General features: G+C 56.2%; 21 protein-coding genes and 1 tRNA gene. 18 read left to right on the plus strand and 4 right to left on the minus strand.

What is annotated here, in order from left to right:
• Window positions 1-3 precede the first annotated feature (3 nt).
• Window positions 4-681, minus strand: a complete 678-nt coding sequence (locus AAZT04_RS16615; RefSeq protein ID WP_115058096.1) for a GntR family transcriptional regulator — start codon at window positions 679-681, stop codon at window positions 4-6.
• A gap of 129 nt (window positions 682-810) precedes the next feature.
• On the opposite strand from AAZT04_RS16615, the gene AAZT04_RS16620 reads away from it, so the two are divergent.
• Genes AAZT04_RS16620 through AAZT04_RS16635 form a run of 4 tightly spaced genes read left to right on the plus strand, consistent with a single transcriptional unit; the run spans window position 811 to window position 4,879 of the window.
• Window positions 811-1,524 (plus strand): DUF2848 domain-containing protein, encoded by a 714-nt coding sequence (locus AAZT04_RS16620; RefSeq protein ID WP_046372710.1) that lies wholly within the window; start codon window positions 811-813, stop codon window positions 1,522-1,524.
• On the plus strand, window positions 1,524-2,873 hold the full coding sequence (locus AAZT04_RS16625) for an amidase (RefSeq protein ID WP_427692111.1): 1,350 nt from the start codon (window positions 1,524-1,526) through the stop codon (window positions 2,871-2,873). The genes AAZT04_RS16620 and AAZT04_RS16625 overlap by 1 nt, the downstream gene beginning before the upstream one ends.
• A 30-nt stretch (window positions 2,874-2,903) precedes the next feature.
• Entirely contained in the window at window positions 2,904-3,557 is a 654-nt protein-coding gene (locus AAZT04_RS16630) for a hypothetical protein (RefSeq protein ID WP_434680999.1), read from the plus strand.
• On the plus strand, window positions 3,554-4,879 hold the full coding sequence (locus AAZT04_RS16635; protein WP_046372712.1) for an MFS transporter: 1,326 nt from the start codon (window positions 3,554-3,556) through the stop codon (window positions 4,877-4,879). Before AAZT04_RS16630 ends, AAZT04_RS16635 begins: the two co-directional genes overlap by 4 nt.
• Before the next feature lie 40 nt (window positions 4,880-4,919).
• Here the strand turns inward: AAZT04_RS16635 and AAZT04_RS16640 are convergent, their stop codons facing one another.
• Window positions 4,920-5,528 carry an HD domain-containing protein gene (locus AAZT04_RS16640; RefSeq protein ID WP_048760837.1) on the minus strand — a complete coding sequence of 203 codons (609 nt, stop codon included), beginning with the start codon at window positions 5,526-5,528 and terminating at the stop codon, window positions 4,920-4,922.
• Between the two features lie 183 nt (window positions 5,529-5,711).
• Here AAZT04_RS16640 and trhA point away from each other — a divergent pair, with 183 nt between their 5' ends.
• Window positions 5,712-6,386: a PAQR family membrane homeostasis protein TrhA gene (gene trhA / locus AAZT04_RS16645; protein ID WP_434681003.1), complete on the plus strand. Its 675-nt coding sequence runs from the start codon at window positions 5,712-5,714 to the stop codon at window positions 6,384-6,386.
• 163 nt (window positions 6,387-6,549) lie between these two features.
• Complete coding sequence (locus AAZT04_RS16650) at window positions 6,550-7,047, plus strand: DUF2165 family protein (RefSeq protein ID WP_020828478.1); 498 nt, start codon at window positions 6,550-6,552, stop codon at window positions 7,045-7,047.
• A gap of 57 nt (window positions 7,048-7,104) precedes the next feature.
• On the opposite strand, the gene ygfZ is transcribed toward AAZT04_RS16650, so the two are convergent.
• Entirely contained in the window at window positions 7,105-8,091 is a 987-nt protein-coding gene (gene ygfZ, locus AAZT04_RS16655; protein ID WP_048760833.1) for a tRNA-modifying protein YgfZ, read from the minus strand.
• A 322-nt stretch (window positions 8,092-8,413) separates the two neighbouring features.
• Between ygfZ and sdhE the strand changes: the two genes are divergently transcribed.
• The 5 genes from sdhE to creD all read left to right on the plus strand — a co-directional run bounded on the left by sdhE (window position 8,414) and on the right by creD (window position 12,642).
• Complete coding sequence (gene sdhE, locus AAZT04_RS16660; protein ID WP_020828476.1) at window positions 8,414-8,680, plus strand: FAD assembly factor SdhE; 267 nt, start codon at window positions 8,414-8,416, stop codon at window positions 8,678-8,680.
• Window positions 8,661-9,083, plus strand: coding sequence for a protein YgfX (locus AAZT04_RS16665; RefSeq protein WP_128865160.1), 423 nt, complete (start codon window positions 8,661-8,663; stop codon window positions 9,081-9,083). The genes sdhE and AAZT04_RS16665 overlap by 20 nt, the downstream gene beginning before the upstream one ends.
• A complete protein-coding gene (gene creB, locus AAZT04_RS16670) occupies window positions 9,083-9,778 on the plus strand; it encodes a two-component system response regulator CreB (RefSeq protein ID WP_115058100.1) in 696 nt (231 codons plus the stop codon). Before AAZT04_RS16665 ends, creB begins: the two co-directional genes overlap by 1 nt.
• Window positions 9,775-11,193: a two-component system sensor histidine kinase CreC gene (gene creC, locus AAZT04_RS16675; RefSeq protein ID WP_349525882.1), complete on the plus strand. Its 1,419-nt coding sequence runs from the start codon at window positions 9,775-9,777 to the stop codon at window positions 11,191-11,193. Before creB ends, creC begins: the two co-directional genes overlap by 4 nt.
• Before the next feature lie 84 nt (window positions 11,194-11,277).
• On the plus strand, window positions 11,278-12,642 hold the full coding sequence (gene creD / locus AAZT04_RS16680) for a cell envelope integrity protein CreD (protein ID WP_048760827.1): 1,365 nt from the start codon (window positions 11,278-11,280) through the stop codon (window positions 12,640-12,642).
• A gap of 36 nt (window positions 12,643-12,678) precedes the next feature.
• Here creD and fldB read toward each other — a convergent pair whose 3' ends face one another.
• On the minus strand, window positions 12,679-13,197 hold the full coding sequence (gene fldB / locus AAZT04_RS16685) for a flavodoxin FldB (RefSeq protein ID WP_020828471.1): 519 nt from the start codon (window positions 13,195-13,197) through the stop codon (window positions 12,679-12,681).
• Window positions 13,198-13,304: 107 nt separating this feature from the next.
• Between fldB and xerD the strand changes: the two genes are divergently transcribed.
• From xerD to AAZT04_RS16720, 7 genes are all read left to right on the plus strand, one after another.
• A complete protein-coding gene (gene xerD / locus AAZT04_RS16690; RefSeq protein WP_020828470.1) occupies window positions 13,305-14,204 on the plus strand; it encodes a site-specific tyrosine recombinase XerD in 900 nt (299 codons plus the stop codon).
• Window positions 14,205-14,231: 27 nt separating this feature from the next.
• On the plus strand, window positions 14,232-14,948 hold the full coding sequence (gene dsbC / locus AAZT04_RS16695; RefSeq protein WP_020828469.1) for a bifunctional protein-disulfide isomerase/oxidoreductase DsbC: 717 nt from the start codon (window positions 14,232-14,234) through the stop codon (window positions 14,946-14,948).
• Window positions 14,949-14,954: 6 nt separating this feature from the next.
• Window positions 14,955-16,688, plus strand: a complete 1,734-nt coding sequence (recJ, locus tag AAZT04_RS16700) for a single-stranded-DNA-specific exonuclease RecJ (protein WP_048760825.1) — start codon at window positions 14,955-14,957, stop codon at window positions 16,686-16,688.
• A gap of 166 nt (window positions 16,689-16,854) precedes the next feature.
• Window positions 16,855-17,953, plus strand: a protein-coding gene (gene prfB / locus AAZT04_RS16705; RefSeq protein ID WP_104410945.1) for a peptide chain release factor 2 whose coding sequence is annotated in 2 segments (ribosomal slippage) — window positions 16,855-16,929 and window positions 16,931-17,953 — 1,098 coding nt in all. Because the reading frame shifts where the segments join, the coding sequence is not laid out codon by codon here.
• 9 nt (window positions 17,954-17,962) lie between these two features.
• Window positions 17,963-19,480 (plus strand): lysine--tRNA ligase, encoded by a 1,518-nt coding sequence (gene lysS / locus AAZT04_RS16710; RefSeq protein WP_020828465.1) that lies wholly within the window; start codon window positions 17,963-17,965, stop codon window positions 19,478-19,480.
• A 169-nt stretch (window positions 19,481-19,649) separates the two neighbouring features.
• Window positions 19,650-19,723 (plus strand) — tRNA-Gly (locus tag AAZT04_RS16715).
• A gap of 932 nt (window positions 19,724-20,655) precedes the next feature.
• Window positions 20,656-21,426: a DUF6708 domain-containing protein gene (locus tag AAZT04_RS16720; protein WP_206541306.1), complete on the plus strand. Its 771-nt coding sequence runs from the start codon at window positions 20,656-20,658 to the stop codon at window positions 21,424-21,426.
• Window positions 21,427-21,471: the final 45 nt, after the last annotated feature.

The following is a 21,471-nucleotide window of genomic DNA, read 5'->3' on the forward strand; positions in this document are numbered from 1 at the left end:
GGCTTATCCTTCGTGCAGTAGCGCACTGCGGAACGACAGTATGTGTGCTTGCGCCGCGTTGGCGGCTGCGTCATCGTCCTGCGCGGCCAGTGCGGCGATAATCGCCCGATGCTCCTCTATCACCTCTCGCATGTGGCCTTCGCGTGATAGCGTGCTGGCCCAAAAGCGCTGTGCTCGGGCGTGCAGTACGCTCAGAATGTCCGCCAGCATATTATTACCGGCGATTTGCGCCAACTGCTGGTGGAATTGATGATCCAACGTCATCATTTTTACTCGATCGCGTTGCTGACTGGCGGCTTCGATTTGTTGATTGAGCTCCGTAAGCTCGGCGATCTGGTGGGCCGTAATTCTCTTGCTCGCCAACCGCATACACAGCATTTCATTGGCCAAGCGTACTTCAATCAATTCCAGTGCATCATCCATCGAAAGCGGCGCAACCATCACCCCTTTACGCGGGATCACCTGCAGCAATCCTTCATTGGCCAGCCGGTGGATCGCCTGATTGATCGGCGTTCTGCCCATGTCCAGCTCGCTCATCACCTGAGCGGTATTGAGATATTCACCAGGTTTATAACTTAACGTCACCAGCGCCTGCTTAAAGCGTCGGTAGGCGAGTTCATTCAGTGACAGCCCGGCTTCCTCTGCCGTCGGGAGTTCCGGGCTCTCTGCGTCAAGGGTCATCACGTTCTGCTCCTGCAAGACGAAAGTTTTTAGACATAGTACACAAAAACATGGCACGAAAATCGCTTATTTGGTAACTAAAGATATAGTGAAATTTCACAGTATTTTAACCAAAGAGGCACAAACGCCATGAGACTGACCTTTACTTTACCCGAATCCAGCGGCACTGGGGTGTTGGATGTCGAGATCGATCACCTGGTGATTGCCGGCTGGACCGGCCGGGATCGCGAGGCGATCCTGCACCATATCAGGGAGCTGGCCGAGCTCGGCGTGCCCCAACCCAGTGCAATTCCTCTGTTTTACCGGGTGGCGGTTAACCAGCTCAGCCAGAGCGAACGTATCGAAGTTATCGGCAATGCCAGCTCCGGCGAAGCGGAACCGCTGATCTTCACACATCGCGGTGAATTGTATGTCTCGCTGGCCTCGGATCATACCGATCGTCAGTTGGAGGCGCACAGCGTGGCCCTGTCCAAACAGCTCTGCGTCAAGCCGGTAGCTCGTGCCGCCTGGCCGTTGCGTGAGGTGATCGCGCACTGGGACTCGTTGATCCTGCGCTCGTGGATCAAGGAAAACGGCGAATTCCAGCTCTATCAGCAGGGCCGTCTGGCTAACCTGCGTACTCCGGGCGATCTGCTGGATCGCTACCTGAGCGGCCAACAGTTACCGGAAAGTGGGCTGACAGTACCGCAGCCGCAAGACGGTCTGGCGATGGCCTGCGGTACGGTGGCGGCGATTGGCGGCATCCGGCCGGCGACCGAATTCCGTATGGAACTGGTGGATGAAGTGCTGGGGCGGACCATCAGCCACCATTACAGCAGCATTGAGCTGCCGGTGGTGGCCTGATGAAAAAGCTGACGTTATCCCAGGCTGCTTCAGGCCTGGCCAACGGCGAATTTACCGCCGCGCGGTTAACCGCTGACGCATTGTTGAAAATTGCGGACGAGCAGGGAGAGGGGCGGCGCACCTTTACTCATGTGTATGCTCAATGGGCTCAGGAGCAGGCCCTGGCGGCCGATCGGCGGCGTGCCGCGGGTAACCCTTTGTCGTCGCTGGACGGCGTACCGGTGTCGGTCAAAGACCTGTTTGATGTCGCAGGGGAGGCTACTGCGGCCGGGTCGCGCGTACTGGCCAGTGCGCCAGCGGCTAATGCCCATGCCGCCGTGGTGGCGCGTTTGTTGCAGGCGGGCGCGGTGGTGATGGGCAAAACCAACATGACCGAATTTGCCTATTCCGGCCTGGGGATCAATCCCCACTACGGCACGCCCGCCAATCCCTGGGATCGCAGCGCTCGTCGCATTCCCGGCGGTTCGTCCTCGGGGGCTGCGGTGGCGGTGAGCGACGGCATGTGCTTCGGCTCGATAGGCAGCGACACCGGCGGTTCGGTGCGGATCCCGGCGGCCTTCTGCGGCCTGACCGGCTATAAGCCCACCGCCAGCCGCATTAGCAGCGGCGGCCTGCTGCCACTTTCCCCTTCACTGGATTCGATAGGCGTAATTGCTCATGACGTTGCCGGGTGCCTGGCGCTGGATACGGCAATAGCCGATCGGCCGCTGCAACCGCAGCAGAAAAATTTGAGTCAGGCACGCTTTGCCGTCCCGCAAACCCTGGTGCTGGATGGCCTGGATCGGGAGGTCACCACCGCGTTTCATCTCAGCCTGCAACGTTTGACGCAGGCTGGGGCGCAAATTGAATTTATTCCCTGTCAGGAGTTCGCCGAGCTGGCGGCGATCAATGCCGACGGCGGTTTTAGCGCGCTGGAGTCCTGGCACTGGCACCGGGCTTTGATTGCTGAACATGCCGATGCTTATGACCCACGGGTGCTGTCACGCATTCGTCGCGGCCAAACGCTGGATGAAAACAACCTGCAGCAATTACGGTCACAGCGCGCCGATTGGCAACGGCGGGTGAGTACCGCAGTGCAAGGATTCGATGCGTTGCTGATGCCGACGGTGCCCTCCGTTGCCCCGACCCTTGCCGAGTTGGAAGCAGATGAAGAAGCCTATTTCCGTATCAATGGCGCCGTGCTGCGTAATCCTTCGGTGATCAATTTCCTCGACGGCTGCGCATTGTCACTGCCGTGCCAGCAGGCCGATGCGGCACCGGTTGGCCTGATGGTGGCCGCACTGCATTTGCATGACGAAGCGCTGCTGGGGTGGGCGCTGGCAATCGAACGTTGCCTCGCCGGCGCGTGATTTTTACTTTGAGCTAACAGGAGAGTCCCCATGACCGGTTCCCCGAACGGAATGCTGTTTGTCGCAACAGATATCGCCACGCAGGATGAGGCGGATTTCAATCAGTGGTACGACCGCGAGCACGTGGAAGAGCGAGTACGGGTGCCTGGTTTTTTGTCGGGCACCCGTTATCAGGCGCTGCACGGCGGGCGTAAATATCTTGGCCTGTACAAAACCGAATCACTGGCCAGTTTTACCTCAGCGGCCTACCGCGCTGCGTTTACCCAGCAAACGCCTTGGTCGGTGGCGAGCCTCGATAAAATGCGTGACCCGATGCGCCGGGTGTGTGCGGTGGAGGCGGTAACCGGTCAGGGCTGCGGCAGTTACCTGGCTATCGTTAACCTCACACCGGCGCAGCCGGAGGTATTGAAAGCCAGCATCAGCCATTTGGGGGCTCTGCTGGCTGAGCAACCAGGCTTTGTGCGCAGTAGCCTGCTGTCGCCGGACGCGGAGCTCAGTTCGCCGTTACCGAAAGAGTCGCGTGAGAATCGCCATCTGTTGCCGATGCTGCTGATCGAAAGCAGCAGCGCCGAGGCTGGCCAGCGGCTGAGTGAACTGGCCTGCCGCCAACTGAAAATCCCCGCTGCCGAAGCCCTGCATTATGCCCTTGGCTGGCAACTGATCACTCAGGAGCTGTCATCATGAGCACTTCAACCACCGAAACGCCGACCTTGAACCTGTCCGCTGACGACTCTGCCGCTCACCCACCGAAAACCGGCAGGCTGGCGGCCGCCAGCTCTATCGGCACCGCGTTGGAATGGTACGATTTCACCGTTTACAACATCATGGCGGCGCTGATTTTCAATCACGTATTTTTCCCGTCTTTCGACCCGCTGGTGGGTACCATTCTGGCGTTTTCCACCTATGCGGTCGGTTACGTTTCCAGGCCGATTGGCGGCATCGTGTTCGGTCATCTCGGCGACGTGCTGGGGCGGCGCTTTGTGCTGGTGACGACGCTGGTGATCATGGGTGTGACTACTGCGCTGATGGGGCTGTTGCCCGGTTATGCCAGTTGGGGCATCTGGAGCCCGCTGCTGTTGGTGACACTGCGCTTTATTCAGGGGATTGCGTTGGGAGGCGAATGGGCCGGTGCGGTACTGCTGTCGATGGAGCACGGCAAACCGCACCAGCGGGGGCGCAATGCCTCCTTTGCTCAGGTCGGTCCTTCCTGCGGCACGCTGATTGGCACCGGCCTGATCACGCTGGTGACGGTGGCAATGTCGGCAGAAGATTTCCAACAGTGGGGCTGGCGTATCCCCTTCCTGCTGAGCCTGGTGCTGGTGGTGTTTGGCCTGTGGCTGCGCCGTGGGGTAGGGGAAACGCCGGCGTTTCTGAAGCTGGAAGCTTCGAAGGACGTTACGCATGCGCCAATCCGTGAGGTTTTCACCCAACATCGGCGTCCGCTGTTGATTGCCGGCGGTTCACGTATCGGCTCCGACGTGCTCTATGCGCTGGTGGTGGTCTTCACGCTGACCTACGTCACCACGGTGCTGAACCTGCCGCGCCCGCTGGCGCTGACTGCCACCATGCTGGGGGCGATCGGCAATGCGATTACCGTCCCCATGTTTGGCGCACTGTCGGACCGTTTTGGCCGCAGGCCGGTGTATATCGGCGGAGCGCTGGCGGCGATGGTATGGGCGTTTGTGTTCTTCGTGCTGCTCGACAGCAGCCAGCCGGTGCTGATCTGCCTGGCGGTGGTGGTCGGTTTGTTGATCCATGCGGCGATGTACGGCCCGCAGGCGGCATTTATCACCGAACAGTTTCCGACAAGGGTGCGCTACGCCGGTTCGTCATTGGCCTATACGCTGGCGGGAATTATCGGCGGTGGGTTTGCGCCGCTGATTATCGCTTCGCTGTTCAAGTCCTACGACAGCACGCTGGCGATCTCGGCCTACGTGGTGGTGGCGTTGCTGATCACGTTGTGGGCGGTGATTGCCGCAAAGGAAACGGCGCACAAGCCGCTGTGAAGGTGGTGCCGGGTGAAGGATGCACCCGGCCTGCATCGAGTTACTTCAACCAGCCCTTGCGCTGGGCGTCCTGCAGGTGGTGCAGCAGGTGTTTCCACAGCTCAGGGTAAACTTCTTCAATCATCGTATTGCGTGACAATACCTGTTCCAGGCTAATGCCGTTTTCGACCCAGCTTTGGCCTTCATTATGCAGGTTCATCAGCATCGGCATGGTGCGGTCCAGCACCAGCGCAAAGCGTGCGTCAGCGCTTTCGCCATCTTCATATTCCTGCCACAAAGCGGTGAAATACTCGCGTTGAGCGTCCGGCAGCATGCCAAACAGGCGCCGTGCCGCGGCAACCTCTTGATCGTGGATCGCTGCACGTGCCGCCAGATCGTATACCAGCACGTCGCCGGCATCGATCTCAACGATGTCATGCAGCAGTGCCATTTGGATCACCCGCTGAATATCTACGTCTTTACCGGCGTAAGGAGCCAGACTCATGGCGCCTACGGCAAAGTGCCAACTGTGTTCGGCGGAGTTTTCCTGGCGTTGGGTGCCCAGCACCTTGGTGCGGCGTTGCACGCTTTTCAACTTGTCGATTTCCATCAGGAACTGGATGACCTGGGTCATGGAGCCGAAATCTAACGCGGGTACAGCGGATGACATGGTGTAAACCTCAAGGTAGATGGGTTGAAGCGGATCGATTGTAGACCAGCGAGCGGGGGATTTCGATGGTTACACGCGTACACAGTTTTATTTTAGCGTACACGTGTACACTGAAATTATTCTCAGTTAAGCTGCTTTGCGGTAATTTCGAACAATGTTGAGCGTTTTGAGGGGTTGTGCTTTATGGGAAAAACGGGCGTAGTGAAAGCCGGGACTGAAAAAATCGCCACTGCGGCCTATCCGTGGGCGGAGGAGATAGCCAATAGCATCAGCCACGGTATCGGGTTGGTTTTTGGCATTGTCGGCCTGGTATTGCTACTGGTGCAGGCGGTCGACAGCGGTGCCGATGTCACGGCCATTACCAGCTACAGTCTTTATGGCGGCAGTATGATCCTGCTGTTCCTGGCCTCCACGCTGTACCATGCGATCCCTCATCAAAAGGCCAAGCATTGGCTGAAAAAGTTTGACCACTGCGCCATTTACCTTTTGATTGCCGGTACCTACACGCCGTTTCTGTTGGTGGGGTTGAACTCACCCTTGGCCAAGGGGCTGATGGCGGTTATCTGGGGCCTGGCGCTGCTGGGTGTGCTGTTCAAACTGGCGTTCGCCCACCGTTTTGAAGCGCTGTCGCTGGTGACCTATCTGACCATGGGCTGGCTGTCGCTGATCGTGATCTATCAGTTGGCGACGCGTCTGGCCTTAGGCGGCGTGACGCTGCTGGCAGTCGGCGGTGTGGTTTACACCCTGGGGGTGATTTTCTACGCCTCGAAGCGATTCCGCTTTGGACACGCCATCTGGCATGGCTTCGTGCTCGGCGGCAGCCTGTGCCACTTTATGGCGATTTATCTTTACGTTTGACGTGCACCCCTGCAGCGTTAGTATCATGTTGATTAAGCGTTTCTTTTAAGTTAAAAAGAGGCGCTTGTTTCTTTCGGGTATCCAGCAAGCCCATTTTTCTGTTTATTCCTGAGCCCGACTTTGCACCTTCGGTGTTTACGTTAATCTTTCAGGACTCATCAATATGATTATTCGCTTATCCAAAGCGCTGCTGGTGTGCGCGATTGCGCTATTTGCCACCCTGGTGGCTTTCGGCAATATTACGGATTACGGTTCCAACTTCGCCTTTGTGCGTCATGTCTTTATGATGGACACCATTTTCCCTGATGCCACCATCACCTACCGTTCCATACAGTCTCCCTGGCTGCATCATGCCGGTTACATCGGCATTATTTTCTTGGAAAGCCTAACGGCACTGCTCTGCTGGGTGGGCGGTGTGCGCCTGCTGTGTGGTCTGAAACTGCCCGCCGTGGCGTTCAACAGAAAGAAAAAACTGGCGGTGGTGGGTCTGACGCTCGGTTTTCTGACCTGGCAGGTGGGGTTTATGTCGGTGGGGGGCGAATGGTTCGGCATGTGGATGTCGAAACAATGGAACGGAGTGCCGGACGCCTTTCGGTTCTTTGTCACCATTATTCTGGTGCTGATTTACCTGGTGCAACGCGATGGGGAGTTAGACGAGTAACGGATATGTCAGCAGGGGCGCAACAGGTTGCGCCCCCAGATAAAGCCGGGAGGTACTCTAGGCTTCCAGTGAATACGGCAGCGGTTTGATCGCCAATTCGCTGGTGGCATCATCGCGCACGCGCAGCTTACTGTCGGCTTCCAGATCGTTATTCAACACCACCTGTACCCAGAGCGTGCCATCGGCAAGTTTGGCGGCGCTCAACACCGTGCCGGTACGGCGCCAGTTTTCACCCAGCTGCAGTTCCAGATCCTCGGCCGGCTGCGGCACCCGTCCGGCTTTGCCTTCCAGCCAGTACAGCGCCCGCTTGTTGGCGCCGCGGAATTTGGCGCGCGCCACCATTTCCTGACCGGTGTAGCAACCTTTGCTAAAGCTGATGCCTTCCAGTGCCTGTAGATTGGTGGCCTGCGGGATCAACTGCCCGCTATTGGCGGCGTCAATGACCGGATAACCGGCTTCGATATCCAGCGTCAGCCACTGTTGGCTGTCGTTGAGTTCCGCCTGTTCGTGCAGCCTGGCGACCAGTTGTTCGGCTACCGCGGCGGTGGTAACCAACAGAAAACGTTCCGCCGGTAAAGTGAAGTGCAGCAGGGTGGTTTCACCGTCCTGCACCACCGGATGTTCTGCGTCCGGCAGGCTGTTGAAAATGCCCGTCAGCGCCGCACGCGCCTGAAAACCGGCTACGCCCAGCAGCACCGCTTCGTTATCGGCGGCGATGGTGAGTTTGGAAAACACCGCATATTTTTTGATTTCAGCCAGTTGGCTGTCCAGCACGCTGCGGCGTTCCAGATAGACAAAGCCTTCGCCACGGTGGAACAGACGCAGGTTGCTCCACATTTTGCCTTTGGCGTCGCAGTGGCCGCACAGCACGTGCTGGTCCGCCGCCAGCGCTTCGATGTCAGCGGTCACCTGGCCCTGAAGGTATTTTACCGTGTCGGGCCCGTTCAGCGTCACCAGTGCCCAATCTTCCAGCGAGATTAAGGTCAGGGGCAGATGGGAAGAGGCGGAAGGCTGACGGGGTGGAAATGGAATTTTATACGCCATAGTAAGATCCTGCTTAACGTTAGCTTACCTGAAGGTGTGTTGGCCCCATGGTAAAAGAGGCGGCGGGCTTTGCAAACTGTTATTCACGCTTGTCGCTGCAGCAGCGCTTTTTTTGACATTTAGCGCTTAATTACGTTTTAGGCAGAGAACGTCCTTCCCGGCGAGTATGTCAAATTGTTACTCTATAGGCTTGCGGCCAAAGGTTACCCTTGCAGACAGATCTTTGGCTGATGGAATTATATCGCGCCGGTGTTGCCATACAGTGTGTCGGTTGAACCCTGCGATGGCGTTGCCACGCTGAAAAGAGGTTAGTCATAACAACATGGATATTAATAACAAAGCACGTATTCACTGGGCTTGTCGCCGTGGCATGCGTGAGCTGGACATCTCGATCATGCCGTTCTTCGAATATGAGTACGATCGGTTGAATGACACAGACAAAGCGCTGTTTATCCGCCTGCTTGAGAGTGACGATCCCGATTTGTTCAACTGGCTGATGAATCATGGCGCTCCGCAGGACAGTGAACTGCAGAGAATGGTGACACTGATCCAGACGCGAAATAAAGACCGTGGCCCAGTGGCGATGTGATGTTCGTATTTCCTGGCGCACCCAGTTACTTTCGCTGTTGACGCATGGCGTTCTGATCCTGCTGATCCTGATTTCACCCTGGCCTGAAGGCTACGGGCCAATCTGGCTGGTGTTGCTGACGCTGGTGGTGTTTGAATGCATACGTAGCCAAAAACGCATTGCGTCGCGTCAGGGGGAGTTACGCCTGCTGGAGAACCAGCGTGTGGGCTGGCAAGGCCAGGAATGGCAGTTGGCCAAGCAACCCTGGATGCTGCGCTTCGGTATTCTGCTGACGTTGCAACCGATGCAGGGGAAAAAGCGTCGTCGCTTATGGTTGGCCTCCGACAGCATGGCCAAGGCCGAATGGCGACATTTGCGCCAACAGCTGTTGTATCCACCGGCCAGTGATGATGAGGAACCCTGATGAAGCCGACGCTGTGGCTGGTGGAGGATGAACCCAGCATTGCCGATACGCTGATTTATACCCTCGAGAGCGAAGGCTTTCAGGTGCGCTGGTTCGAACGTGGCGAACCGGCCTTGCAAGCATTGGCGCAAGGGGCGCCCGCGTTGGCTATCCTCGATGTCGGCTTGCCGGATATCAACGGTTTTGAACTGTGTCGCCGTCTGCTGTCGCAGGCGGCGGATTTGCCCGTTCTTTTTCTTACGGCTCGCAGCGACGAGCTCGATCGCCTGATCGGGCTGGAAATCGGTGCCGACGACTACGTCGCCAAGCCTTTTTCCCCGCGAGAGGTCAGCGCCCGCGTTCGTACCATTTTACGTCGTTTGCAAAAACAACAGCGCTTGCAGCAGCCCACACTGTATAGCTTCGGCCCTTTTGGGCTGGATGAACCGGCGGCGACCATTTATTACCATCAGCAGCCGTTACCGCTGACCCGCTATGAATTCCTGCTGTTAAAAACCTTACTGCTGGCGCCCGGCCGGGTATTTTCCCGCCAACAGCTGATGGACAGCGTTTGGGCCCAGGCGGAAGAGAGCCTGGACCGCACTGTCGACACCCATATCAAAACCTTGCGCGCCAAGCTACGTCAGATAGATCCTGGCGAACCGCCCATTCATACGCATCGTGGCCTGGGCTATAGCGTGAGCCGCCAACCATGAGAATAGGCCTGCGCCTGCTGCTGGGGTATTTCCTGATTGTGGCGGTCGCGGGCTATTTCGTGCTGAGCATTTTCGTGCAGGAAGTGAAGCCTGGCGTGCGGCGCGCAACCGAAGGCACGCTGGTGGATACCGCCAACCTGCTGGCGCAAATCGCGCGTCTGGACATGCAGCGCATTGACGTCGCACACGGCCAGCTGGCGCAGGCATTCGCCCAACTCAATCAACGGCCCATTGGCGCCAATATTGCCGGTATTCGCAAAGATCGCAGTGAATATCACGTCTATCTTACCGATCGGCAGGGTAAGGTCATTTTTGACTCTAGCGGCAGGGCTCTGGGTCAGGATTATTCTCGCTGGAATGACGTGTATCTGACGCTGCGCGGCCAGTACGGTGCCCGCAGTACGCGAAGTGATCCACAGGATGAAAACAGCTCGGTGATGTATGTCGCCGCGCCGGTGCTGGAACAAGGCAAGATAATCGGCGTGCTTAGCGTCGGAAAACCCAACAGCACCATGGCGCCGGTGATCAAACGCAGCGAACGCCGCATTCTTTGGGCAGGGGCACTGCTGCTGGGCATTGCATTGCTGATTGGTCTGGGTTTTGTCTGGTGGATTAACCGGTCGATTGGTCGATTGGTGCGTTACGCCGACGGTGTCGCGCAAGGTGAAAGCGTGCCGCTGCCAAAAATGGGCGGCCATGAGCTGACGCAACTGGCGCAGGCGCTCGAAAGCATGCGGGTGAAGCTGGAGGGCAAAGCCTACATCGAACAGTATGTGCACACTCTGACCCACGAGTTAAAAAGCCCCTTGGCGGCGATCCGCGGCGCAGCGGAGCTGTTGCAGGAGTTCCCACCCCCGGCTACCGCTCAGCGCTTTCTGACCAATATCGAACAACAGAGTACGCGCATCCAGCAACTGGTGGACAAGCTGCTGGTTCAGGCGCGGCTGGAAAGCCGCCCCGGGCTGGAACCGGCGCCGATCGCGATGGCGGCGTTGGTGCGTCAGGCGGTAGCCGGCAAGGAAGCGCAGGCGGTACGGCGCGGTATTTTATTGCAGGTAGACGCTCTAGAAGAGATCACCCTGACCGGCGATGGGTTACTGATCGGCCAGGCATTAACCAATTTGCTCGACAATGCGCTGGATTTCACCCCCGCGGGCGGCACGATCAGCGTGCGTGGCGAACGCGATGAAGGCCATTACCGGATCACCGTCAGCGACGACGGCAGCGGTATCCCGGATTACGCGTTGGACAAAGTGTTCGAGCGTTTCTATTCGCTGGCACGGGCCGACAAGCCGAAAAGCAGCGGCCTGGGCCTGAGCTTTGTACAGGAAGTGGCGCGTTTGCACCGGGGATCTATCCGGTTGCACAATCGTCAACCGCACGGCGTGGCGGCTATTTTCACCTTATCTCTCTGACTTCACCTTCCCTTCACATAACCACATCCTGCTTTCACCGAAGGCCATTATCGTGGCGCCATTACCTACAAGGAGCGCGCAGCGATGATGAAATCGGTACTGTTTTGGAAAATAGCCACCCTGCTGGGATTGATGATTTTGATGATTATCCCGGTGACGCAGTTAATGAATGTGATTGAAGAGCGCAGCGGCTACCGCCAGAGCGTGGTGGGGCAGGTAAGTGAAAGCACCAGCCGCGCACAGCGTATTTTGGGGCCGTTGATTGTCATTCCTTACACCGAAAGGGAAGAAAAGACCGACGATAAGGGGCAGAAAGTGGTGCAAATGGTCAGACATCATCGCTATCTGCTGCCGGAAAACCTGCAGGTGAACGGCAAGCCGAACGTGGAAGTGCGCAAGCTGGGGATTTACCAAACGCAGGTGTATCAGGGGCCGCTGAAGTTTCAGGTGAAGTTCGGTCAGCCGGATCTGAGTGACCTGCAACGCAGCAATGTCGTGATTGGCCAACCTTTCCTGTTGGTCTCGTTGAGTGATTCACGTGGTATCAAAAGCATCTCGCCGCTTATCAGCGCACAATCGCAGACGACCTTCGAACCGGGCACTCAGGTAAACGTGTTGCCGCAGGGGATCCATGCTCCGCTAACATTGGCTTCGCTGCAGAAAACCGGATTGGATGCCGATTTCACCCTTACGCTGGCGGGAACCAGCAGCCTGTCATTGGTGCCGCTTGGGCGCAGCAGCGAATTGACGCTGCAGAGCAACTGGCCACATCCGAACTTCCTCGGCAACTTCTTGCCGGACGAGCGCAAAGTAACGGAGAAAGGCTTTAGCGCCCGTTGGCGCAGCACCTGGTTCGCTAATAATATCAACAGTGCTTTTCACTACGATGACGGGATCCTCGACGAAGACAAACTGCCGGCTTTTAGCACCAGCCTGATCGAGCCGGTAGATCACTATCAACTGACCGAACGCGCGGTGAAATACGCAGTGCTGTTTATCGGCCTGACGTTTATGGCGTTCTTCCTGTTCGAAACCCTGACCGGGCTGCGGGTGCATCCGATTCAATATCTGTTGGTCGGCGCGGCGCTGGTGCTGTTCTACCTGATCCTGCTGGCGTTCTCTGAACATTTCGGTTTCGCCACTGCCTATCTGCTGGCCAGTATCGCCTGCAGTGGACTGATCGCCTTTTATCTCAGTGCGGTTCTGCGCGGCCGGTTACGCGGTACGCTGTTCGCCGCCAGCCTGCTGATGCTGTATGGCGTGCTGTACCTGCTGCTGCAGTCGGAAGATAACGCATTGGTGCTGGGCGCGGGGCTGCTGTTTGCGATTTTAGCGGGGATTATGCTGTTGACGCGCAAGCTGGACTGGTATCAGGTGGCCGACCCGGCACGTTTAAGCGGCGAGACGCCAGCAGGAGAAGAGGAAAACCGCTTCCGGTTGTGGAAATAGGCAAGCAATTGGGCGCGGCAACCGCGCCCAAAGGCATTACAGCAGGGGTTCCATTTCCAATAGGATCTGTTCGCACCACTGTTGCATGCGGTCTTCACTCATGTCGTATTGGTTCACATCATCCAGCGCCAGGCCGACAAAGTGTTTGCCGTCGGCGCTCAGCGGTTTAGGGCTGGTGAACTCGAAGCCGTCGATGGGCCAGAAGCCGATAAACTGTACGCCGAGCGGGGCGATATGATCGTGCAGCATGCCGAGTGCATCGAGGAACCATTCGCCATAACCGAGTTGATCGCCCATGCCATACATGGCAACGATTTTCCCTTTCAAATCCAGCGTGGTCAACTGCGGCCAAATTGCTTCCCAGTCTTCCTGCAGCTCACCGAAGTCCCAGGTGGGGATGCCGAGGATCAGGATGGAGTACTCTTCCATCAGCTTGGGAGAGACGTCTTTCAGGTTGTGCAGGTCGACCAGGTCTTCACCCAGAATCTCACGGATTTTTTCTGCCGCCATCTCGGTGTAGCAGGTGCTGGAGCCGTAAAACAGACCAATCTTCATGTGTAAACCGTTTATATTGCCGTAGGTAGAATTGCGTCGAGTATACCCGATTTGTACCGGTTTAAGGCATAATGCCTGTGGCATAAACGTAACAAAGAGAGGACCGCGTGCAACAGCAAGATCATGCGTTGATTGAGCAATTCCTGGATGCGCTGTGGCTCGAACGCAATCTGGCAGAGAATACGCTGGCCTCTTACCGGCTGGATCTGCAGGCGCTGGTCGCCTGGCTGAACCAACAAAACATTTCGCTGGTAAAGGCGCAGGCGCTGGATCTGCAGGCGTTTCTCGCCGAACGGGTGGAGGGCGGCTACAAAGCTACCAGCTCCGCGCGTTTGCTGAGCGCGATGCGCCGCCTGTTCCAATATTTGTACCGTGAAAATATGCGCACCGACGATCCCACCGCGCTGCTTGCCTCACCTAAGCTGCCGCAGCGGCTGCCGAAAGATCTCAGCGAAGCGCAGGTCGATGCGTTGCTGCAGGCCCCCTGTGTCGATCAGCCCCTGGAACTGCGTGATAAGGCGATGCTAGAAGTGTTGTACGCCACCGGGTTGCGGGTCTCCGAACTGGTCGGGTTGACCATCAGCGACGTCAGTCTGCGCCAGGGCGTGGTGCGGGTGATAGGTAAAGGCAACAAGGAACGGCTGGTGCCGCTGGGTGAAGAGGCGGTGTACTGGATCGAAAATTATCTGGAACACGGCCGCCCGTGGATGGTCAACGGCCAGGCGCTGGACGTGTTGTTCCCCAGCAATCGTTGCCAGCAAATGACCCGACAGACGTTCTGGCATCGTATCAAACACTATGCGATCCTAGCGGGCATAGACAGCGAGAGGCTGTCGCCGCACGTGTTGCGTCACGCATTTGCCACCCATTTGCTGAACCATGGGGCGGATCTTCGTGTCGTACAGATGTTGCTGGGACATAGCGATCTCTCGACCACGCAAATTTATACGCATGTAGCGACCGAAAGACTTAAACAGCTACATCAACAGCACCACCCGCGTGCCTGACACGCCGGGTTCAAAAGGATTGGAAGAATGAAGAAAGGTTTAATGCTGCTCTCTCTGCTGGTGGCTTCTGTAACCGGCGCGGCCCATGCCGACGATGCGGCAATTCAAAAAGCGCTTGGCAGCCTGGGCATTCAGCAGGCGGACGTGCAGCCTTCACCGGTGAACGGCCTGAAAACTGTGCTGACCGATAACGGCGTTCTGTACGTGAGCGAAGACGGCAAACACATTCTGCAAGGCCCGCTGTACGACGTCAGTGGCAAAGAGCCGGTCAACGTCACCAATCAACTGCTGACCGGCAAATTGGAAGCGCTGAAAGATCAGATGATCGTTTATAAAGCGCCGAAGCAAAAGCACGTGATCACCGTGTTTACCGATATCACCTGCGGCTATTGCCACAAGCTTCACGAGCAGATGAAAGAGTATAACGATCTGGGCATTACCGTCCGCTATCTGGCGTTCCCGCGTCAGGGGTTGAATTCCCAGGCCGAAAAAGACATGCAGTCCATCTGGTGTACCGCTGATAAAGCCAAAGCTTTCGACCAGGCAATGAAAGGCGACGCAGTGTCCCCGGCAACCTGTAAAACCGACATCAGCAAACACTACGCGCTCGGCGTGCAGTTCGGCATTCAGGGTACCCCGGCGATCATTTTGGAAAACGGCATGATGATCCCAGGTTATCAGGGCCCGAAAGAGATGGCCGCCATGCTGGACGCACATCAGACCGCAACTAAAACCGGTGGTTAATCGCCGGTGAGCATCAAAACACAACTTCGCCGCCGTGAAATGGCGGACGGCAGCCATTTGCCTGCCAGCCTGCATCCGCTACTGCGCCGTTTATACGCGCTGCGCGGCGTGAAGGCGGAGCAGGAGCTGGAGCGCAGCGTCAAAGGCATGCTGCCCTGGCAGCAGTTGGACGGTATTGATACCGCCGTGGGGATCCTGCAACAGGCATTGGCCGATCATCGTCGCATCATGGTGGTGGGGGATTTCGACGCCGATGGCGCCACCAGTACCGCCCTGACGGTGCTGGCGCTGCGCAGTATGGGTGGCAGTGCCGTCGACTATCTGGTGCCCAATCGCTTTGAGGACGGCTACGGCCTGAGCCCCGAAGTGGTGGAGCAAGCGGCGACGCGCGGTGCCGAGCTGATCCTGACCGTGGATAACGGCATCTCTTCCCACGCGGGCGTCGATGTGGCGCACGCTAAAGGCATACAGGTGCTGGTGACCGACCACCACCTGCCGGGAGAAACCCTGCCGGCAGCGGAGGCGATCGTCAACCCGAACCTGCGCGGCTGCGAGTTTCCGTCCAAATCCCTGGCCGGCGTCGGGGTGGCTTTCTACCTGATGCTGGCGCTGCGTGCCCGGCTGCGGGACAGCGGCTGGTTTGAACAACGGGCGCTGGCGATGCCAAATCTTGCCGAACTGTTGGATCTGGTGGCGCTAGGTACGGTTGCCGACGTGGTACCGCTCGACGCCAACAACCGCATTTTGGTGTATCAGGGCCTGAACCGTATTCGCGCCGGCAAGTGCAGACCGGGCATTCGTGCGCTGCTGGAAGTGGCTAATCGCGACGCGCGTCAGCTGGCGGCCAACGATCTTGGTTTTGCATTGGGCCCACGCCTCAATGCTGCCGGGCGGCTGGACGATATGTCGATTGGCGTGGCGCTGCTGCTGAGCGACGATATTGCGCAGGCACGTATGCTGGCTAACGATCTGGATGCGCTCAACCTGACGCGGCGCGAGATTGAGCAAGGCATGCAGGTTGAAGCCTTGCAGCTGTGCGACCAACTGGAACGCAGCAGCACCACCTTGCCCTACGGGCTGGCGATGTACCATCCGGAATGGCATCAGGGCGTGGTGGGGATTTTGGCTTCACGCATCAAGGAACGCTTCCATCGCCCGGTGATCGCGTTCGCGCCGGCGGGCGAGGGCATTTTGAAAGGCTCCGGCCGTTCGATAGCCGGTCTGCACATGCGCGATGCGCTGGAACGGCTGGATACGCTCAATCCTGGGCTAATGATGAAGTTCGGTGGCCACGCCATGGCGGCCGGACTGTCGTTGGAAGAGGCCAAATTCGACGAGTTCCGCCAGCGCTTTGGCGATCTGGTCGGAGAATGGCTCGATCCGGCGATGCTGGAAGGGGTTATCTGGTCTGACGGTGAGCTGGCCTTGCAAGAGCTTTCGCTGGAAACCGCCGAGCTGTTGCGTGAAGGCGGCCCCTGGGGGCAGGCTTTCCCCGAGCCGACCTTTGACGGCAAGTTTCGCATTTTGCAACAGCGGCTGGTGGGTGAAAAACACCTGAAGCTGATGGTCGAGCCGCTCGGTGGCGGACCGCTGCTTGACGGTATCGCCTTCAACGTGGATACCACGCTGTGGCCAGACAGCAGCGTGCGTGAGGTCGAACTGGCTTACAAACTCGACGTCAATGAGTTTCGCGGCAACCGCAACGTGCAGCTGTTGATTCAGCATCTCTGGCCGCGTTGATTCGCACTTCCCTTTAGCCGGGGTTAGCCTGCCTCGCCCCGGCCACATTTCTTGCCCACAAAAACTGAGCAACTCGCTATAAACTGACGCCTGGATCCGATAGAATTACCGGTTCTAATGGCATTTCGCCATCGACGACATCTAACGAAAAAGAACGCTAAAAACCATGTTTGAAATTAATCCGGTAAAAAACCGTATTCAGGACCTGTCCGAGCGGACTGCCGTTCTTAGGGGGTATCTTTGACTATGATGCCAAGAAAGAACGCCTAGAAGAAGTCAACGCGGAGCTGGAACAGCCTGACGTCTGGAACGAACCCGAGCGCGCACAGGCGCTGGGTAAAGAGCGCGCGGCGCTCGAAGCCATCGTTGAAACCATCGACCAACTGGAGCAAGGTGGCGAAGATGTCACCGGCCTGCTGGAATTAGCGGTGGAAGCCGACGATGAAGAAACCTTTAACGAAGCCGTCATTGAGCTTGATCAACTGTCTGCCAAGCTGGAGCAACTAGAATTTCGTCGTATGTTCTCTGGTGAATACGACAGTGCTGATTGCTACCTGGACATCCAGGCAGGCTCCGGCGGTACCGAAGCGCAAGACTGGGCCAGCATGTTGCTGCGCATGTACCTGCGTTGGGCCGAAGCCAAAGGCTTTAAAACGGAAGTGATTGAAGAGTCCGACGGCGACGTCGCGGGGCTGAAATCCGCCACCATCAAGATTATCGGCGACTATGCGTTTGGCTGGTTGCGTACTGAAACCGGCGTACATCGCCTGGTGCGCAAGAGCCCGTTCGACTCCGGTGGCCGTCGTCATACCTCCTTCAGTTCGGTGTTTATCTACCCGGAAGTGGAAGACGACATTGATATTGAAATCAATCCGGCGGATCTGCGTATCGACGTATATCGCGCTTCCGGTGCGGGTGGTCAGCACGTAAACAAAACTGAGTCGGCGGTGCGTATTACCCACTTGCCGACCAACATCGTAGTGCAGTGCCAGAACGACCGTTCTCAGCATAAGAACAAGGATCAAGCGTTCAAACAGCTGCGTGCCAAGCTGTATGAGTTTGAGATGCAAAAGAAAAATGCTGATAAACAGATGATGGAAGACAACAAGTCGGACATCGGTTGGGGCAGCCAAATCCGTTCATACGTGCTGGATGATTCCCGCATCAAGGATTTGCGCACTAACGTTGAAACGCGCAACACGCAGGCCGTATTAGATGGCGACCTGGATAAATTCATTGAGGCAAGTTTGAAAGCCGGGTTATAAGGAACAGAAATGTCTGAGCAACAACCACAAGGCGCCGATCAGGCGTTGGATCTCAATAACGAGTTGCAGTCACGCCGTGAGAAACTGGCTGCGCTGCGCGAGAACGGCATTGCGTTCCCGAATGATTTTCGTCGTGACAACACGTCAGACAAGCTGCATGCAGCGTACGGCGAAAAAGACAACGAAGAGCTGGAAGCGCTGGGCGTAGAAGTCACAGTAGCCGGCCGCATGATGACGCGCCGTATCATGGGTAAAGCGTCATTTGTCACGCTGCAGGACGTTGGCGGTCGTATCCAGCTGTACGTTGCGCGCGACGATCTGGCGGAAGGCGTTTACAACGAACAATTCAAGAAGTGGGACCTGGGCGATATCGTTGGTGCGCGCGGCAAGCTGTTCAAGACCAAGACCGGCGAGCTGTCCATCCACTGCACCGAACTGCGTCTGCTGACCAAGGCCCTGCGCCCGCTGCCGGACAAGTTCCATGGTCTGGCGGATCAGGAAACCCGTTACCGTCAGCGTTACCTGGATCTGATCGCCAACGACGAATCGCGCAAGACCTTCCAGGTGCGCTCTCAGATCATGGCGGCAATGCGTAACTTCATGGTGGAACGCGGCTTCATGGAAGTCGAAACTCCTATGATGCAGGTGATCCCTGGCGGTGCTTCCGCACGTCCGTTTGTGACACACCACAATGCGCTGGACATCGATATGTACCTGCGTATCGCGCCAGAGCTGTACCTGAAGCGTCTGGTCGTCGGCGGTTTCGAGCGTGTGTTCGAGATCAACCGTAACTTCCGTAACGAAGGCGTTTCTCCGCGTCATAACCCAGAGTTCACCATGATGGAACTCTACATGGCTTACGCGGATTACAAAGATCTGATCGAACTGACCGAATCCCTGTTCCGTACCCTGACCCAGAAAGTGCTGGGTAACACTCAGGTACAGTACGGTGATGAAGTGTTCGACTTCGGTAAGCCGTTTGAAAAGCTGACCATGACCGAAGCGATCAAAAAATACCGTCCGGAAACCGATCTGGCCGATCTGGCTGACATGGGCAAAGCGGTTGCTATCGCCGAATCCATTGGCATCAAGGTTGAGAAGAGCTGGGGCCTGGGTCGCGTAGTGACCGAGATCTTCGAAGAAGTGGCGGAAAGCCATCTGATTCAACCGACCTTCATTACTGAATACCCGGCGGAAGTATCCCCGCTGGCACGTCGTAATGATAACAACCCGGAAATCACCGACCGCTTCGAGTTCTTTATCGGCGGCCGTGAAATCGGTAACGGCTTCTCCGAGCTGAATGACGCAGAAGACCAGGCGCAGCGCTTCGCTGACCAGGCTAATGCGAAAGACGCCGGCGATGATGAAGCCATGTTCTACGACGAAGACTACGTCACTGCGCTGGAGCACGGTTTACCGCCAACTGCAGGCCTGGGTATCGGTATCGACCGTATGGTAATGCTGTTCACCAACAGCCACACCATCCGTGACGTGATCCTGTTCCCGGCCATGCGCCCGCAGAAATAACGTTTCGTAGAGTAAATATCAACCGGTGCAGGTAACTGCGCCGGTTTTTTTTGTCCGTTGGGCAGGATAAGAAGCCCATGGCTGCTAACTGCTTAAAACATCAGCAGTTACATGCTATCTCCGCTTGCCCGGCAGGGATAACCGGTTATAATGACTGCCGCACACCGATGCGGGTGTAGTTCAATGGTAGAACGGCAGCTTCCCAAGCTGCATACGAGGGTTCGATTCCCTTCACCCGCTCCAAGCCTTTCTGTTAGCGTTTTCTCGCTATAAATAATCAAATCAAAAAGTGCTCGAATTTTCAGCTACCAACCAAGGTATCCCAAGGAATTGTCCATCGCTTTTGTGGCTTGGTGTGGTTCAGGTAATATATTAAACCCTTAACGATCGTTCTATTGTCTTATCGCGATAGTCCAACAAGAACAACATATCGTGCCATCGGTTCTAAACTCTCCCAAAACATAATAAATCACAGCATCTAACATCGATGCTCTTTTTTTCAAGGACATACAGCTCGTAGAATTGTCTGCCGGTAGGTTATGTGAAATGTGCTTACTTTTAGCACCAGAGGCAAAATAAAATGGCTCCTCAGTGGGCCTGATTCGCCAATGCCGACATACGCAATGATAACTTTAGCTCTTTCAGAGAGAAGATGTGTATATCGCCCGAGCTGCTCATCCTGCGCCAAGACGATACTCCGACCTTACCGTTCCTGGTGGGGACTAAGAAATGTTCACAAAATAAACTAGAGTATCGGATCCAATATCTTATAAACTTGAATTCGGTCGAGTTTCAAGGATGAATATGTGTTGGTGAATGTCTATAAAAAGTGTATTTTAAATTATTATAAGATTGTTTTAAAAGTAATTTTAGCATGAGTTAAAATATAAAAAATAGTGCGGCGCGAGTGTCGCTCATCTTTGATTTTTTTCGTGCGTTTTTATGCGGAGTTTTGACTACAACCAAGAGTTGTAGATTTCCTCCTTGAAAAGATGCTAAGTCACGCACATTGAAAATTAGTGGCACCACTCTCTTACAAACTGGCTTATAGTATCCATGCTACATAGCTGGGAAGCTTATATTAGCTTAGTGCAAGCGACGAGTCAGGTATTGTTTGCCGTTTCGATTTATTGTGAGAAAAACGATATGGACACTGAAAGAAAGGACATCTTAAATTGACCAATCCTAAACTGAATCCGCCCTGCACTGGTTGGCAAGAGGATCTTCCGCCCCCCAATTTAGCTCCGACAGTCCCGCCGACCATTTGGGGAAATGCGCCAAATCACATCGACTCCTATTATTTAGAGTTATCTCGTGTGGCATTCCGCGCACGAGGGTTACTGCTCTGCATGGGACTATTTTTGCTTACATGGCTAATAGTATCCAACATTGGACCGGTTTCCTTTTTCCATGCAGAAAAAGCGTCGATCTTTTTTGCCGGCCTAGTGAGCACCATAATATGTTTTTGGATTGCTTTGGCCGTAGTTAGATTGGACATATCTCCTCCACGCGACTTACCCATTCGTTTTAACAGGGCTCGGCAGCGCATCTATGCCTACAATTTCAAGTACCGCTGGTGGAACCCCTTCGAACGCTGGCAAGTGGTGCCAGTGGCTTACGACTGGTCACAGGTGCGTGCGGAGCGCTGGAAGAAGCGCGGTATGACAGCTCACGGCGCCATCATCATCAAATGGGGAGTGGTGTTGTCCATCGTAAAGCCGGGAACTAATGACGTCATCGACCGCTTCCCTCTGAGCACTATGGGTGCCGACGAATTTGCCTGGGCTTACATCTGCACCTATATGCAACAAGGGCCCGGTGCGTTGCCGCCATCTGAACTATCCCGCGACCACAATGATGTGCCCTGGTACAACCTTGCTCTGCGGCTTGCACCGAAGGTGAGGTGGCCTATCGAGATGGACCACGAGTCGAGAACCGCACCATGAGAGTTGGGCGTACGCAGGGCGCTGTTGAATAATTCCTGGACGCCG

Source organism: Serratia sp. Je.1.23.a (genome assembly GCF_051129805.1).
Taxonomy (GTDB): domain Bacteria; phylum Pseudomonadota; class Gammaproteobacteria; order Enterobacterales; family Enterobacteriaceae; genus Serratia; species Serratia liquefaciens.